The 15,496-nt window shown below is 42.2% G+C and carries 12 protein-coding genes and 1 tRNA gene; 9 read left to right on the top strand and 4 right to left on the bottom strand.

The window, feature by feature from the left end:
* The first annotated feature begins 5 nt into the window (after positions 1-5).
* The 5 genes from FET73_RS03295 (at position 6) to FET73_RS03275 (ending at position 3,986) form a co-directional block, all read left to right on the top strand.
* Positions 6-2,093, top strand: a complete 2,088-nt coding sequence (locus tag FET73_RS03295) for a TonB-dependent receptor (RefSeq protein ID WP_154222476.1) — start codon at positions 6-8, stop codon at positions 2,091-2,093.
* A 96-nt stretch (positions 2,094-2,189) separates the two neighbouring features.
* A complete protein-coding gene (locus tag FET73_RS03290; protein ID WP_154222475.1) occupies positions 2,190-2,447 on the top strand; it encodes a YkoF family thiamine/hydroxymethylpyrimidine-binding protein in 258 nt (85 codons plus the stop codon).
* An 11-nt stretch (positions 2,448-2,458) separates the two neighbouring features.
* Positions 2,459-3,055, top strand: coding sequence for a nicotinamide riboside transporter PnuC (pnuC, locus tag FET73_RS03285; RefSeq protein WP_343032266.1), 597 nt, complete (start codon positions 2,459-2,461; stop codon positions 3,053-3,055).
* Positions 3,042-3,842 (top strand): phosphotransferase, encoded by an 801-nt coding sequence (locus tag FET73_RS03280; RefSeq protein WP_154222474.1) that lies wholly within the window; start codon positions 3,042-3,044, stop codon positions 3,840-3,842. Before pnuC ends, FET73_RS03280 begins: the two co-directional genes overlap by 14 nt.
* Before the next feature lie 57 nt (positions 3,843-3,899).
* Positions 3,900-3,986, top strand: a tRNA-Leu gene (locus tag FET73_RS03275).
* Between the two features lie 6 nt (positions 3,987-3,992).
* On the opposite strand, the gene FET73_RS03270 is transcribed toward FET73_RS03275, so the two are convergent.
* A complete protein-coding gene (locus FET73_RS03270; protein ID WP_179952085.1) occupies positions 3,993-6,908 on the bottom strand; it encodes a ligand-binding sensor domain-containing protein in 2,916 nt (971 codons plus the stop codon).
* A 329-nt stretch (positions 6,909-7,237) separates the two neighbouring features.
* Between FET73_RS03270 and FET73_RS03265 the strand changes: the two genes are divergently transcribed.
* A complete protein-coding gene (locus tag FET73_RS03265) occupies positions 7,238-7,897 on the top strand; it encodes a glutathione S-transferase family protein (protein ID WP_154222472.1) in 660 nt (219 codons plus the stop codon).
* Between the two features lie 105 nt (positions 7,898-8,002).
* Positions 8,003-10,156, top strand: coding sequence for an acetyl-CoA hydrolase/transferase C-terminal domain-containing protein (locus tag FET73_RS03260; protein ID WP_154222471.1), 2,154 nt, complete (start codon positions 8,003-8,005; stop codon positions 10,154-10,156).
* Between the two features lie 46 nt (positions 10,157-10,202).
* Here FET73_RS03260 and FET73_RS03255 read toward each other — a convergent pair whose 3' ends face one another.
* Positions 10,203-10,436 (bottom strand): hypothetical protein, encoded by a 234-nt coding sequence (locus FET73_RS03255; RefSeq protein WP_179952084.1) that lies wholly within the window; start codon positions 10,434-10,436, stop codon positions 10,203-10,205.
* A gap of 214 nt (positions 10,437-10,650) precedes the next feature.
* Here FET73_RS03255 and FET73_RS03250 point away from each other — a divergent pair, with 214 nt between their 5' ends.
* A complete protein-coding gene (locus FET73_RS03250) occupies positions 10,651-13,158 on the top strand; it encodes a phosphoenolpyruvate carboxylase (RefSeq protein WP_154222469.1) in 2,508 nt (835 codons plus the stop codon).
* Here FET73_RS03250 and FET73_RS03245 read toward each other — a convergent pair.
* Both FET73_RS03245 and upp read right to left on the bottom strand, forming a co-directional pair.
* Positions 13,133-13,822 (bottom strand): SGNH/GDSL hydrolase family protein, encoded by a 690-nt coding sequence (locus tag FET73_RS03245; RefSeq protein ID WP_154222468.1) that lies wholly within the window; start codon positions 13,820-13,822, stop codon positions 13,133-13,135. The two genes, FET73_RS03250 and FET73_RS03245, sit on opposite strands and share 26 nt — an antisense overlap.
* 6 nt (positions 13,823-13,828) lie before the next feature.
* Positions 13,829-14,455 (bottom strand): uracil phosphoribosyltransferase, encoded by a 627-nt coding sequence (gene upp / locus FET73_RS03240; RefSeq protein ID WP_154223072.1) that lies wholly within the window; start codon positions 14,453-14,455, stop codon positions 13,829-13,831.
* Between the two features lie 93 nt (positions 14,456-14,548).
* Here upp and FET73_RS03235 point away from each other — a divergent pair, with 93 nt between their 5' ends.
* On the top strand, positions 14,549-15,472 hold the full coding sequence (locus FET73_RS03235; RefSeq protein ID WP_154222467.1) for a peptidoglycan DD-metalloendopeptidase family protein: 924 nt from the start codon (positions 14,549-14,551) through the stop codon (positions 15,470-15,472).
* The last annotated feature ends 24 nt before the right edge of the window (positions 15,473-15,496 follow it).

The following is a 15,496-nucleotide window of genomic DNA, read 5'->3' as shown; positions in this document are numbered from 1 at the left end:
TCCAAATGAACACAACACGTTTTTTTAAAACAACACTCAGTACATCTTTGTTATTGGCTTGCGGCTTAGTAACAGCGGAAGATAACGATACAGAAAAGCTTGAAGATTTAACTGTGACCGCAGATTTGCGCAGTGACACAAGCGTCAGAGAAATAGCCACTTCTGTAGCAGTCATCGACGAAGAAACCATCAAACAAGCCGGTAACCAACATTTCGAAGAAATCATGGGTTTGGTGCCGAACTTGAATTGGTCAGGTTCAACATCACGTCCTCGCTACTTTCAAATCCGCGGTATCGGTGAGCGTTCACAATACCAAGGTGCGCCCAACCCATCAGTAGGCTTCATCATCGACGACATGGACTTCACCGGTATCGGTGGCGTAGCGACTTTATTCGATATGCAACAGATCGAAGTGCTGCGCGGTCCACAAGGTACGCGTTATGGCGCCAATGCATTGGCTGGCATGATTTATGCCCAATCAAAAGCGCCAAGTCAAGACGCAGCTTACCATGTGGAAACCTTATGGGGCGATGACGGTGACAAAGCACTGGGTTTCAGTGCCACGGGCGCTTTGGAGCAAAATGCAGCCTACCGTTTTTCAGTGCACCAATCCTATGCGGATGGGTTTCGTTACAATGATTATTTCAACAGTGACGACAGCAACCAAAAAGACGAGTTGATGGCACGCGGTAAAATCAATTGGCAAGCGAGTGAAAACTGGGAAATGGATTTCACCTTGATTGTTGCCGACATTGACAATGGTTTTGATGTTTGGACGCCTGAAAATGGTTTCACTACCCACATTGATGATTTGGGTTGGGACAGGCAGCGTTCCAAAGGTTTCAGTATGCGAAATACCATTGATCAGGGTGCTTTTGACTTGGTCAGCATCACTTCATATACGGATTCTGATATCAGTTATTTCTTTGATGGTGACTGGGGGAATGATGATTATTGGGGTGATGAAGCACCTTATGATTTCACGTCATTGAATGACCGTGAACGGACTCACTTGACTCAAGAGTTCCGCTTGGTGTCTGGCCCTGATTCACAAATTTTTGGTGGCAGCACGGATTGGATTGCCGGCTTGTATTTTTCAAGCATGGAAGAATCTAACCTATACAATGATTTTTATAATGGTTATGTTGACCGAGATTTGAGCAGTGACTTTGAAGCACAAAACATCGCTGTTTTTGGTCAATTGGATACCCATTTGTCAGAAAATACCGTGTTAACAACCGGTTTGCGCTTTGAACAGCGTGATGCCGAATACATGGATTCTGATGGTTTGGATTTGTCACCCAAAGATGACATGTTCGGTGGCCAGCTGTCAATCAACCATGCATTAGACAACAGCAAGAACATCTATGCCACTTTATCGCGTGGTTACAAAGCAGGTGGCTTTAATTTGAGCACTTCTTTGGAACCAGCACAGCGTGACTATGATCCTGAGTATTTGTGGAACATGGAAGTGGGTTTGAAGGCGATGTTGTTGGATTACCGATTGAATTTAAATCTGGCAGCATTTTATTCTGAACGCGAAGACATGCAAGTCAGCACTTCATACCAAGTTGATCCCACTGACCCATTGACCTATGTATTTTTCACAGGCAATGCGGCAGAAGGTAAGAATTATGGTCTAGAAGCTGACTGGCGTTTCCAAGTCAACCGCAACTTCTCTTTGCATGGTGCATTGGGTTTGTTGAAAGCAGAGTTTTCTGACTATGTCACTGTTGACGGTGATTTCACTGGCCGAGATCAGGCGCATGCACCGAGTTATACATACAATTTAGGTCTGTTGTATCAAGGTGACACTGGTTTCTTTGCCCGCGTTGATGTGAATGGTTCTGATGAGTTTTACTTTTCTGACTCACACGATCAAATTTCAGATGCGTATGAGTTGGTTAACCTGAAAGCCGGTTATCAAGCTGACACATGGGCTGTGTATGCTTGGGGTCGTAATGTTTTGGATCAAGATTATGCGGTTCGTGGTTTCTACTTTGGCGTTGTACCGCCAGAATGGAATGATGAATTGTACACCCACAAAGGTGATCCAAGCCATTTTGGCATCAGTGCAGAATTTGACTTTTAAATCAAAAGTTTCGTAGTATCATTGCTCAAGTGTGGCAACCACACTTGAGCACATAACAAAATAACCTCCAACGGAAAGAGGGAATAGAGAGCGCAAATGAACGTTTCAGTAGAAATCAGTATGTACCCTTTGGCGGATGAATTCATCCCGGCGATCCAAGGTTTTATCGATGATTTGAATGCCCACAACGGCATCAAAGTGATCACCAATACCATGAGTACACAGGTTTTTGGGGATTATGCAGAAGTGATGCGGATTGTCAGTCTGTGTATGCAAAAAGCCCATGAAACCACACCCAAAGCACCATTTGTAATGAAAGTTTTGAACGGTGATTTGTCACCACAAGTAGACTGATTGAAAGACTTGTGGACATATTAAATCAGATACTGACAGCTTGGACTGCGCAGTCACTGTTGGAGATGGTTGCCGTTATTTGCGGTATTTTTTATTTGGTTCTGGTGGTTAAAGAAAATATCTGGTGTTGGCTTTTTGCATTCGTCAGCACCAGTATTTACATTTACCTGTTTCATGCGGTCTCTCTATTTTCTGAGTCACTGCTTAATGTCTTTTATCTGGTCATGGCAGTTTATGGCTGGTGGCAATGGACAAAGGGTGAAACGAATGACCACCACAAACCCATCATTAAATGGCCTTGGCAAAAACACCTGAAATTAATCATTATCACAGGCTTGTGCGTTCCTTTTCTTGGATACTATATGTCCTCTTTGAAAGCAGACTTTGCTTATTGGGACGCGTTTACCACTTGCTTTGCAGTTGCTACTACTTTTTTGGTGGTTTGGAAAGTGTTTGAAAATTGGTATTATTGGCTTGTAATAAATTCAGTCTCAGCCGTTTTGTTTTGGCATAAAGGTTTGTACCTAACCGCTTCATTGTTTGGTGTTTATTTGGTGATGATTGTCATGGGCATCACTGCATGGCAAAAGGCTTATGAGCAACAATAGAAACGACGATAAAACAACGGTTGTAAAAGACAGTGTCATCAATGATTGGGGACTGAATCAATGGGAAGAAAAAGTAGCGGAATTACCCGAGGTTAGAAAAGCAGGTTATCAATCACTTACAGAGTTGATTGGTGGCACAATCAATAAGACATTCAAAGTCAAAACCCAACGTGGTGTGTATGTGGTTAGGTTCAATAACGATGAATTGCCAGGCATTCACCGCCAAACAGAAGCCCAAATTTTAGAAGCCATTCGTCCTTTAAACATTGCTCCCAAGTTAATAGTCAATAATTTCAGCAAAGGCTATTTAATCACTGAATATTTTGAAGGCGAGCCATGGCAGAGTGAAGACCTTAAAAACCCAGAAAAACTTATGCAACTGGCCGATAAAATAGCGCCGTTACACCAAATTCAATTCCAAAACAAAAGATCAGAGTTGGTGTTTCGTATGGTCGAATATATCCATTATTTTTCTGAAATGGATACATCATTGAAATCATCGATTAACGCTATAGTGACTGAGCTGATTCATTTGGGGTTTTGGAAAAAACAAAGCAATTTACTTCATTTTGATCTCAACCCGATGAATATCATCGACAATGGGCAGGATATTTGTATTTTAGATTGGGAGTTTGCAGGTGCAGGCCATCCATTAATTGAATGGTGCGTGGTACAAAATTATGCAGGTGTTGATGTCTCTGAGTTTTTACCTCAGTTTCCACATATTAGTTACCATAAAAAAGTCCAAGAACTCATCAAGCTGATGATGGAAATGTGGCAAGTTTAAGCACAATAATGTGCTTGCTAAATCAGTTAGGCCTCAAGTAAAATGCAAATCCTCAGTGCTCAGGTGGCGGAATTGGTAGACGCGCCAGCTTCAGATGCTGGTGGCCGTAAGGTCGTGGAGGTTCAAATCCTCTTCTGAGCACCATATTTATCAGAATTCTTTTGATACCACAGTAATGTTTCTTTGTTTAGCCTTCCCTAAGTACATTGATTCATCGGCAGCTTTGATGGATTGATTTAATTCCATGCCAGATTGAATTTGACAAATGCCAAAAGTACAAGTGACTTTTATTTCTTTTTCAGCATAAATGAGCTTTGATTTTTCAATGGTGGTTCTTATCTTTTCAATCATTAAATACACTTCTTCTGCTGTGTTGTTGGAGATATAAAAAATAAATTCCTCACCGCCCCAGCGTGCAACAAAATCGTCTTTTTGTATCAGTGATAACATGATTTTTGATGTGGCTTTGAGTACTTCATCTCCGGCCATGTGCCCAAACTGATCATTGATCTTTTTGAAGTGATCTATGTCGGCGAGTACGATATGTCCTTGAACGACGCTGTCTGGAATGTTATTGAATTTTTCAATAAAACCGGACCTGTTATAAAGGCCAGTTAAAAAGTCAGTTTGAGAAGCTGATTCAAGCTTTTTATTTAATAACAACAATTCAGAAGTTCTGCTTTCAACCAAAGCCTCTAATTCTAAATTGCGTTTTCTGATGATGTTACTTCTAAAGTAATGAAACGTGAGTGCTGCAAGAATAATAAATGAACCAAAAATTAACCAAACCCACCATAAATTCCACCAAGCTGGGTGAACTTCAATATTTATTATTAATTTCTGTTCAGACCACCGGCAGTCTGAATTATTGGCGCGAATTTCTAAAGTGTATTGACCAGGTTTTAAACTTTTTAATTCTAAACTTCTTGAATCTGAAACGTCTTGCCATTCGTCGGAAACGCCTGAAATTTTATAACTGTACCTGACTTGTTCAGTGGCATTGTACTCTAAGGCTGAAAATTGAAAAAAGAGGGCGCGATCGTTATAAAATAATTCATATTTATTATTGTTTTTAGTTATTTGTCCAGTTGTCAGTGGGAGGTTATTTATTTTCACTTGGGTTAAAAGTAAAGTGGGTTGGTAATGAATACAGGCTTTTAATTCGTTTGGATTGAAGGTATAGAGTCCATTGTTACTGCCAAAAAATAATTTACCTTTTGAATTGATGTTGGCAGCCCTAATGCTTAAGCCATCTTTGCGTATTGAGGCATTAATTTTGAATTTTTGTGTTTTATTAGTAGATGTGTCAATGTGTGAAATACCAAAATTATGTGAAACCCAAATATTGTTTTTATAGTCGCCTGAAATAGAATAAATAGATTCATCCAATAGCGCGCCAGCCTGCCTGTATCGTCTAAAATTATTTGTGTTGTGAGAGAATATATTAATTCCCCTGGCTGTACCAACCCAGATTTCACCTAACGGGTCTTCATATATATCTCTTACCCTGTCAGAGCTTATACTGTTGCTATCTGAGAATTCATTCTTGTATACCGTCATGTTATGGTCTTGATCAAACTTTATCAGACCTAATAAGTTGGTCGTAACCCATACGTTAAATTCTGAGTCTTCAACGATTTTTCCAATATTTAAATCAGTTAATACCACACCCTTGTATTTCTGTAGCAGTTGAGCTTCTTTTTTCTCAGGGTGCCATTTTAAAATACCCAGATTGTTGAGTGACATCCAAAGTTCACCTGAATGGGTTTCCTCAATTGAATAAATGTCAGCGGGCTTTATGCCTAGGATGTCAAATGGTTGATAGACTTCATTAGCAATCCTTTCACCGTTTGGCAAGATGAATAAGCCGTCACTGCTACCAATCCACAAGTCTTGGTTTTTGTTCCACTTTAATGTTCTGATTCTGCCAGAGATTGGCTTGCCATTTTTTAACAGAACAGGGGAAAAGTCATGCTTATCTTTTTGTACGTACAAGCCCTTTGCAGTGCCCAGATAAGTATCTCCCTCAGCATCAAATTCTATGGTCCATATTTTTTGGCTTAATTCATTGGGCTTTTTATTTGCTTGCTTGATCTTTGTATTCCTAAAAAGGCCACCGGTTGGATTAATCTTATAAATTCCTGTATCTCTGGAGGCAAACCATAAGAGGCCTGAGCGATCCATAAATACTTGTCTTAAATCTATGTTTTCAAGAAAACGCCATAGATTATTGTCATTGAAAACAAAAGATTGATTTAAGAGGTCAAATTGAAACAACCCACTTGTGGTCACAACCAAAAGGGTATTTTTGACCTGTAATAGGTCATTCACTTTGATGTTATAGCTCAAAGGGAACGAAGTAAATTGAGATGTTTTGATGTCAAAAACTAATAAACCTGATGATGATCCGATCCAAATTTTGTTTTTAATTAAATACAGTTTGCGAAACTGATTTGAGGAAATGTCTACCACCAAATGCTTGGGTAAGTAGTAATTAGTGATTTCATCTGTTTTCGGATTCAATTTACTTAATCCATTCGATGTGCCTATAAAGATATCACCTTTTAGACTTTCAACTAAACTCCACACCCGAGAATGAATGAGGGAGTTTTTGTTGTTCTCAATGTGCTTATAATGCTTCGATACTTCACCTGTAAATTTGAATAAACCGTCAGGTGTACCTATCCAAGTGTTCGATTGCGAGTCTTCTAAAAATGTTTGAACAAAAGGTGAAGTTTTTAAGTCACTATTATCGTTTGAATAAGGGTGTCTGGTTATTTCATCAGTACCTAAGTCAAGGGTATTGACCCCGCCACCAAAAGTCCCTATCCATAGTTTGTTTTTAGAATCTATAAATAAATTGCCAGCATTGTTATTTGATATGCTGTTGATGTCATCACCATCATGACGGTAAATTTTAAAATCATAGCCATCAAATCTAGCAACGCCATCGGTGGTGCCAAACCATAAAAATCCATTATTATCTTGTTGCAGCGAAAAAACGGTTGAACTGGGCAGCCCATCCTCTACTTGAATATGTTCAGTCAACCACTGATCTGTATTCATGGATAAAGCTATAGGTGTTAAACATACCAATAAAGTCAACAAAGTCAGCCCCTTTTTAAGGCTCTTATGGAGTTGGGTGAATGAAAAACTTTTAGAAAACATTGTTCTCGTAACTTTATAAAATAATTTTATAATTGTAATTGGTTTAATCGTTGAGTTTAACACGGTAGTATAGACCGGTGTTTGAGTCAATGAACATGATGGAACATGAAACAATTGTTTTGAAAATAAAATTCATGTTTAGTTGTTTCTAAAATATGATATTTTGACTTCATTCTTAAAAACAGCTTGGTCAATTGACCAAATAATATCTGCTATGTGAGAAAATAATGATTAAATTATATACAGCGGCTACGCCAAATGGATGGAAGGTTTCGGTATTACTTGAAGAGATGGCTGTGGATTATGAACTGCACGCGATCAATTTGTCTGAAGGTGAGCAGAAACAGCCTGATTTTTTGGCTATCAACCCCAATGGCCGCATTCCTGCGATTATCGATACTGAAGTTGATGGTAGCTTTGCGGTGTTCGAAAGTGGTGCGGTGATGGTGTATTTGGCTGAGAAATACGGCCAGTTTTTGCCTACTGATATTACAGGTCGTTCACAAGTGATGCAATGGTTGATGTTTCAAATGGGTGGTATAGGACCAATGATGGGACAAGCCAATGTATTCTATCGCTACTTTCCTGAAAAAATTCCTGCGGCCATCGAACGTTATCAAAACGAAGTGAAACGGTTGTTCGGTGTTTTAGACGGACATTTGGCCGATCGGGAATATTTGGCAGGTGATTATTCGATTGCTGACATGGCGAACTGGTGTTGGGTGCATACACACAATTGGTCAGGGGTTGAGCTGGAGCAGTTCAAAAATTTGAAACGCTGGAATGACCAAATCGGTCAAAGACCAGCGGTGATTCGTGGGATTAATGTGCCTACAAAGGTTAACCCAGAAGACATTAAGAAAGCGGGTCAAAAAATAATTAAGTGAATTGAAGAAGTCAATTGATGAAGTAAAGGGATGTTTATTGACTTATGTTAAAGCGGATTATTGCGTTCACGATTACAATCAAAGGGAGTTAAAAAGAAGCCAACCATGACTGAAAAAATGACAACCATCAAAGACTGTGTTGATGTGATTATCGAACATGTGGGACGAGAATTAATCGTTGGCACGCCTTTAGGTATCGGCAAGCCAAACCCATTGGTCAATGCATTGTGGACCAAGGCCAAACAAGAACCTGACTTGTCGTTGGAAATCTGTACAGCGTTGTCCTTACAATTACCGAAAGGCAAGTCTTTATTGGAACGCCGTTTTTTAAAGCCTGTTATCGAGCGCATTTTTGGTGACTATCCTGAGCTGGACTACATCGATGACGTGGTTAAAAATGCCATTCCAGCAAATATGAAGCTGACCGAGTTTTATATGCAATCGGGCAAAATGCTGCGCTCAGCGACTGCACAAAGACATTACATCAGCAGCAATTACACCCACGCCGCGCGTGATATTTTAGACAAAGGCATGAATGTGTTGGTGCAAATGGTGGCTGTGAAGCAAACACCCAATGGCCCAGTTTACAGTCTCAGCAGCAACACCGATTTGACCTTGGATATGGTTAAAATTGCCAAACGAAAAAACTTGGACAACATTTGTTATGTCGCCATGGTCAATCCAAATATGCCGTTCATGGGCGGGCAAGCTGAAGTGGATGCCCGTTTCTTTGATGTCATTGTCGATGACAAATCGGCTTATTTCAAACCTTTTGCTGCCCCTCGAGGTGCAGTGAATGTCGTCGATCATCACATTGGCATGATGGCCAGCACCTTGATCCAAGACGGTGGTACTTTACAAGTGGGCATTGGTTCTTTGGGTGATGCTTTGGTGCATGCCACCTGTGTCAGACACAGCGACCCGGCCGCTTATGGTGCGGTTTTACAACAGTTGAAGATCCAACAGCGATTTGGTGATGTGATTGCACAATCAGGCGACACAAAGCCTTTTGTGCAGGGTTTATATGCTGCCAGTGAAATGTTTGTTGAAGGGTTTGCCCACTTGTTTCAGTCGGGTATTTTAAAACGCCATGTTTATCCTGATGCTGAAATTCAAGCCTTGATTAACCAGTCAGTCATCACTGAACAGGTGCCGAAGAACATCATAGAGTTGTTGCTTCAGTATGAAGCCCTAGACGAGCACATCACACGAAGGCAATTCAATCGTTTACAGGCATTGGGCATTTTAAAATCGGAACTGACGTTTAAAGCAGGTCGGATTGTGGATTCATCGGGTCAAACATTTGCCACTGACTTATTTGACTACGATCACATACAAGCGATTCAAGCACATTGTCTTGGTGACAAGCTCAAACAAGGTGTTGTTTTACACGCGGCCTTCTTTTTAGGCTCGCCCTGGTTTTACCAATGGTTACATGATCTGGATGATGAAACCCGCACCCAATTCCAAATGACACCAGTCGGTCAAGTGAACGAGTTGTATGGTGGCGAAGCCTTGGACAGGGTACAACGTGTCAAAGCACGTTTTATCAATACCTGCATGAAAGTCGATGTTATGGGAGCGGCAGCATCAGACACATTGGACAACAACCAAGTGGTCAGCGGCGTCGGAGGACAATATAACTTCGTCGCTATGGCACATGCTTTGGAAGACAGCCGTTCGATTTTGATGCTGAAAAGCACCCACATGGGTGACAATGGCCTTGAAAGTAATGTGGTTTGGAAATACCCTTATTGCACCATTCCGAGGCATTTGCGTGACATCGTTATCACTGAATATGGTATCGCAGATCTGCGCGGTCTGTCAGATGAAGACTGCATCAAGCAAATGATAAGTGTCGCGGATTCGGCCTTCCAAGAAGACCTGCGAGCCGAAGCGGTTAAATACAACAAACTGTCGGCTGATTGGGTCATTCCAGAAGCACACCGCAACAACACACTGGCCAGTTTAAAAAACAACCACAACAAACTCAAAACCATGGGACAATTCCCTGAATACCCTTTTGGCAGTGACTTCACTGATTTGGAATTGGACATCATTCAAGCCCTGCAATACCTCAAAAGCCAAAGCAGCACATGGCACAGTAAATTGAAATTGGTCTACAAGGCTTGGTGTCACAAACCCTCGGCGACTTGCGATGCCGCATTGCAACGCATGGGTTTAGATCAACCCCAAAATCGAGAAGAAAAACTGTCAGCGATGTTGTTGGCTTATGCTTTTGGCTTGTTGTCGAAATAACCTCAAAAAATAGGGGTGCATCAATTTTAAAAAGTCTTAACCTTATTCAAGATGAAGGCCTTAGTTTATTTGATTTCATCAGCCAAGTAATCAGGCTGGGTATAATCAAGCCCTTGAGTGGTGCGAAAACGCTACGCCAATCTGTGCCCCATTGCATGTAGATTTGTGTGACGACTAAGCTGCCAATAAACAACCACATCATGCCCAAGCCGAGCTTAGGTTTTAATGCCAATGCGATTAAACTCACGACGATCATGGCGCGCAATGATGTGACCCACATTAATGGGAAATTGAGGTTGAGTTCCTGCTCCAAGACAACATGGCAGATTTTTACACTGTGGTATGTGATTAAAAAACCTGCGAGTAGCCAGGGTATATATTTTTTAAGTGTTATGTTCATTTTGAGTACTTCATAGTATTGATGTCAAATTTCAGTCTTTGCAATGCCACCTCAGCTCTTTTAAGATAGTAGTCAATCAAAAAATAAGAGCCACATGACCGCAAAGACCATTATTGACACATACCACCGCACGGTGGTGAACAAATTTCAAGTGTATAACAGTTTGTTCTTGAATTTACCTTTTGATCAAGTCAATCAGGTGGGGGTTTTGTTGCCTTTATTGGTGCATGATTGTCAGCAAGCTTATCAACAAGCGAAAAGCCCGCAGGTCATTATCGAGGCGTTTATGGACAGTCACTTGGGGGACTTGTCTGAATCAGAGCGTGTTGCTGTTTTGTTCAAGTTTATTCAGTATATTGAGCGCCAAATTGTCTTGTTTGATGCAATCGAAGAAGCTGGTTTTGATCAAAACCATGCAGCCGATGGCAGTGGCAGTGTACCTTTTTTGGCACAAAAGACTGGTTTCATGGGTCGGATGGACGCACTGCGTGAGCAATTAAGTGAGTACCATGCACGTATCGTATTGACCGCGCATCCAACACAGTTTTACCCAGGTCCTGTTTTGGGCATCATCACTGAGCTGTCGCAGGCGATTCAAAATAACAACACAGATGACATTGAAATGTTGTTGCGCCAATTGGGCAAAACGCCTTTGTATAGCAAGGACAAGCCAACACCTTATGATGAAGCAATGAGCTTGACCTGGTATTTAGAAAACGTGTTCTATGAAACCATTCAAGACATCAATCAGCGTTTGGCACAGCATGTTTATGGTGATGAGGTGTTGCCAAATAACAGTTTTGTTGAGTTGGGTTTTTGGCCAGGCGGTGACCGTGATGGTAACCCCAATGTGACGGCTGACATCACTTTGAAAGTGGCCAAACGTTTGCGTTCAAGCATTTTGAAATGTTATTTCAGACACATCAGAAATTTAAAGAAGCGTTTGACGTTTAAGCAGGTTGAATCTCAGGTTTCAGCGATAGAAAAACAGTTATACATGGGGGCTTATACAGACCCTGAGGATTACGATTATACAGCGGTTCAGTTGGTGGCGGATTTAGAGGCGATTGTCAGTAATTTAAAAGAAAAGCACCAAGGCTTGTTTGTCGATCAAGTGCAAGTGATGATTCAACAGGTGCATACTTTTGGCTTCTATTTTGCTGCTTTGGACATCAGACAAGATTCGCGGGTGCTGTCATCGGTACTTGAGCAAGTGACCTCGGATAAGGAAGCCGAGGCCGTGATGTATGACACACTGGACTCCATTCGTGCGATTGAAAAAATTCAAAAAGCCAATGGCCCTCAAGGCGCGCACCGTTATATCATCAGTAATTGCCAAAAAGCCGAAGATGTGAAGACTGTGATGTCCCTGTTATTTTACGCGGGTTTGGAAGCACCTTTTGCCATAGATGTGGTGCCTTTATTCGAAACCATTGATGACTTAGCTGCAGCGCCTCAAGTGATGAAACAGTTGTATCAAGACGCTGACTATCGTGAACATGTGGCGCAAAGACAAAACCAACAAACCATCATGCTGGGCTTTTCTGATGGCACCAAAGACGGTGGTTACATTGCGGCCAATTGGGCGATTTTACGTGCCAAAGAAAACCTTTCTGAAGTGGCCAATCAGTATGGCATTGAGTTGGTGTTTTTTGATGGGCGAGGTGGGCCTCCTGCTCGCGGTGGTGGGGAAACGCATCAATTTTATGCATCCCTGAGTCCTAAAATACAAAATCATGCGACCCAACTGACCATCCAAGGCCAAACCATATCAGCTAATTTTGGGCGTTCGGAAACGGCACAATACAACTTGGAACAGTTACTTTCAGCCGGTGTTTCCAATGCATTAAAAACTGACCCAAGTGAAGGTGAAAATACCGAGTATGTGGCATGGAACGATGTGGCTTATGATATTTTGGGACAATTGGCTGACATCAGTTTAGGTTACTACCAAGCGTTCAAAGACCACCCCAAATTTGTCCCTTATTTGGAGCAAGTCAGCACCTTAAAGTACTATGGCCAGACTAACATTTCTAGCCGACCGACCAAGCGCAATGACGATGGTGGTGGCTTGAACTTTGAAGACCTGCGGGCGATTCCATTTGTCGGTGCCTGGAGTCAGTTGAAACAAAACGTGTTGGGTTATTATGGTGTGGGTACGGCGCTGAAAACGTTGATTGACCAAGGTCGATTGACTGATTTACAAAAGTTGTACCAAGACTCAGGGTTCTTCAAAACATTGATGGACAACTGCATGATGTCATTGGCTAAGTCTTATATGCCATTGACTGCTTATTTAAAAGAGCACCAGGAATTTGGAGACTTCTGGTGTTTGATTAATGAAGAATTCGAGCGCAGTGAACAAGCTTTATTGGCCGTGGCGCAAGAAGATAAGTTATTGGCCAATCAGCACCTGCGTGCCGCTTCCATTGAAATAAGAGAGCAGATTGTATTGCCTTTGTTAACCATTCAACAGTATGCGCTGCAGCGGATAGAGCAATTGAAAACAGCAGATGAGCACGATGCTTTGATTCCGGTGTATGAAAACATGGTCACGCGGTCGCTGTACGGTAACATCAACGCCAGTCGCAATGCCGTGTGATCGTTTGAGTTAATTGTTCAGCCCAGTACTTGTACACCTCGGGTCCTGGGTGAAAGCCGTCACTGGCAGCACCTAAGTCTGAGGGAAAGTTTCTCAACGAGAAAAAATGTGCGGTTGGGTTTTTATCCAAAAGCTGCTGTAAGGCTTGATCAAGCTGGTTCGCTTTGTGCCCCAAGTATTGGCGCAGTTTTGGCGGCAGGGCTGGGAATTTGTCCATGGGAGGGACGCCGCATACAATCAATTGTGATGCTTGGTGCATGTTTTGGAGCCTTTGATGTAGCTGCTGTTGTGCCTTTACCCAGTCAATGACATCGGTTCCACCCGTGACGTCATTGACGCCCAAAACGGTAATAACAGCATCAAATGATTGTCCGTCTATGACTGCCAATCTTTCTATGGCGGTTGCGCTATTGTCTCCTGCATGCGCCAGAACCCGATATGAAAAGCCAAAAGGCAGCTGTTGGATTAATTGTCCCATCAAGCTTTCTTCAAAGCATGTGGCACCGACGCCAGCTGCTGATGAATCACCCAGTAATAACATACTGAATTTGGGTTCGGCAGCAGTTTGCCCTGATGCAGGTGTTTTATATTCTGGCAAGCGCGGTGTTTTAAACTTGACCCACAAAGCTTGTAGCAATAAAACTGGAGACAAAAGCCAGTTCATTAGGCATTAAAGTGATGAAAAAATCTTGTCACCGGCATCGCCTAAGCCGGGCAATATATAGCCTTGTTCATTCAAACAGCGGTCTATGGCGGCAACATAAATATCCACATCGGGGTGCGAAGACTCGACATGGGCGATACCTTCAGGTGCCGCCACTAAGAACATCGCTTTGATGTTTTTACATCCTGCTTTTTTAAGCAGTTCTGCGGTGGCGACGAATGTACCGCCAGTGGCAAGCATGGGATCAATCACCAAAACCGTCATGTGCTCAATACCTGGCACCAATTTCTCATAGTAGGCTTCGGCTTCCAGTGTGTCTTCATTGCGCGCAAAACCAACAACAGAAACCTTAGCGGATGGAATCATTTGTAACACGCCGTCTAGCAAGCCCAAGCCGGCACGTAGTATGGGGACAACGGTGATGTTTTTGGCATTCAATTTTTCAACTTCAGTTGGGCCAGACCAGGTGTCAATTTCAACCTTTTGGGTGGAGAGGTCAGCAGTGGCTTCATAAGTGAGTAAGGCACCAATTTCAGCAACTAATTGCCTGAAATCTTTGCTGCATATGTCTTTCTGACGCAGCAATCCGGCCTTGTGTTTGACTAAAGGGTGTTGGCTTTGGTGTACGGTCATGTTGTGGGCTTTATTCAAAAAATATGATTCTATCACGTGACAAAATGACATGCGGGCATTGCATAAATTTTTTGTCTTTGGTATTTTGAGTCGATGAAATTTTTACAGACTATTAAATACTGTTTGGCTTTGCTGTTACTTGTTGCTGGTGTGGTATCAGCAAAAAAGTATTACAAACACGTTGATGCCGAAGGCGTGGTTCATTACTCGGATCAAAAACCTCGAGATGTAGATGACTTTGAGAGTTGGCAAGTGCGTGTCGCTGACAGCGAAAACCAAGTCAAGGTGGTAAACAGGGGCACCAAGCGCATGCCTATTTTTTATGCGGTTAATGGCTATCACGGACCGGTTGAAGTGCGTTTGAGTTTTGCACAGATTCAAAATGTTCAATCCGACCCACCTTGGCCTGCCAGGTATTTGGTGCCGGGAAACAGTGATTTATATTTGTCTACAGTCACACCCATCAATGACCAAAGAAGTTGGTCTATGCGGTATCGAATAGATGCTGTCCTGGGTGATCCAAGGGCGAAGCATGATGCCTCATATGCCTATGCTTTGCCTTTTGTTGGCAATAAGAAATACTTTGTTTCACAGGCGTTTGGTGGTGAATTCAGTCACCATTTGGATCAAAGTATGCATGCGGTGGATATTGCCATGCCAGAAGGATCGAAGGTTTTGGCAGCTCGTGGTGGTGTGGTGATGGAAATTGCCAACGACTTTTATGGCGGTGGCGTCGATGCCAAACACTTGTCTCGTGCCAATTTTGTTCGCATTTTACACGATGATGGCAGCATGGCTGTTTATGCCCATTTGCAATTGGAGTCTGTTGTGGTTGCCAAAGGTCAAAGGGTAGAAAAGCAACAAGAAATCGGTCGCTCAGGATCGACAGGGTTTTCATCAGGCCCACATTTGCATTTTGTGATTCAGGCCAATAAAGGCATGAAATTGCAAAGTGTGCCATTCAAGTGGAAAAAGAAAAATGGTCGATTGGTGACACCTGAAGTGGGGCCTATTTAAAAAGTGGATTCACTGGGTACAGGA

This window comes from Marinicella rhabdoformis, assembly GCF_009671245.1.
GTDB lineage: Bacteria > Pseudomonadota > Gammaproteobacteria > Xanthomonadales > Marinicellaceae > Marinicella > Marinicella rhabdoformis.
This window is presented reverse-complemented; position numbering and strand designations above follow the sequence as displayed.

Coding starts and splice junctions, on each gene's coding strand:
- FET73_RS03295 (WP_154222476.1), top strand. CDS start 6: ATGAACACAACACGTTTTTTTAAAACAACACTCAGTACATCTTTGTTA.
- FET73_RS03290 (WP_154222475.1), top strand. CDS start 2,190: ATGAACGTTTCAGTAGAAATCAGTATGTACCCTTTGGCGGATGAATTC.
- FET73_RS03280 (WP_154222474.1), top strand. CDS start 3,042: ATGAGCAACAATAGAAACGACGATAAAACAACGGTTGTAAAAGACAGT.
- FET73_RS03270 (WP_179952085.1), bottom strand. CDS start 6,908: ATGAATACAGATCAGTGGTTGACTGAACATATTCAAGTAGAGGATGGG.
- FET73_RS03265 (WP_154222472.1), top strand. CDS start 7,238: ATGATTAAATTATATACAGCGGCTACGCCAAATGGATGGAAGGTTTCG.
- FET73_RS03260 (WP_154222471.1), top strand. CDS start 8,003: ATGACTGAAAAAATGACAACCATCAAAGACTGTGTTGATGTGATTATC.
- FET73_RS03255 (WP_179952084.1), bottom strand. CDS start 10,436: ATGTGGGTCACATCATTGCGCGCCATGATCGTCGTGAGTTTAATCGCA.
- FET73_RS03250 (WP_154222469.1), top strand. CDS start 10,651: ATGACCGCAAAGACCATTATTGACACATACCACCGCACGGTGGTGAAC.
- FET73_RS03245 (WP_154222468.1), bottom strand. CDS start 13,822: ATGAACTGGCTTTTGTCTCCAGTTTTATTGCTACAAGCTTTGTGGGTC.
- upp (WP_154223072.1), bottom strand. CDS start 14,455: ATGACCGTACACCAAAGCCAACACCCTTTAGTCAAACACAAGGCCGGA.
- FET73_RS03235 (WP_154222467.1), top strand. CDS start 14,549: ATGAAATTTTTACAGACTATTAAATACTGTTTGGCTTTGCTGTTACTT.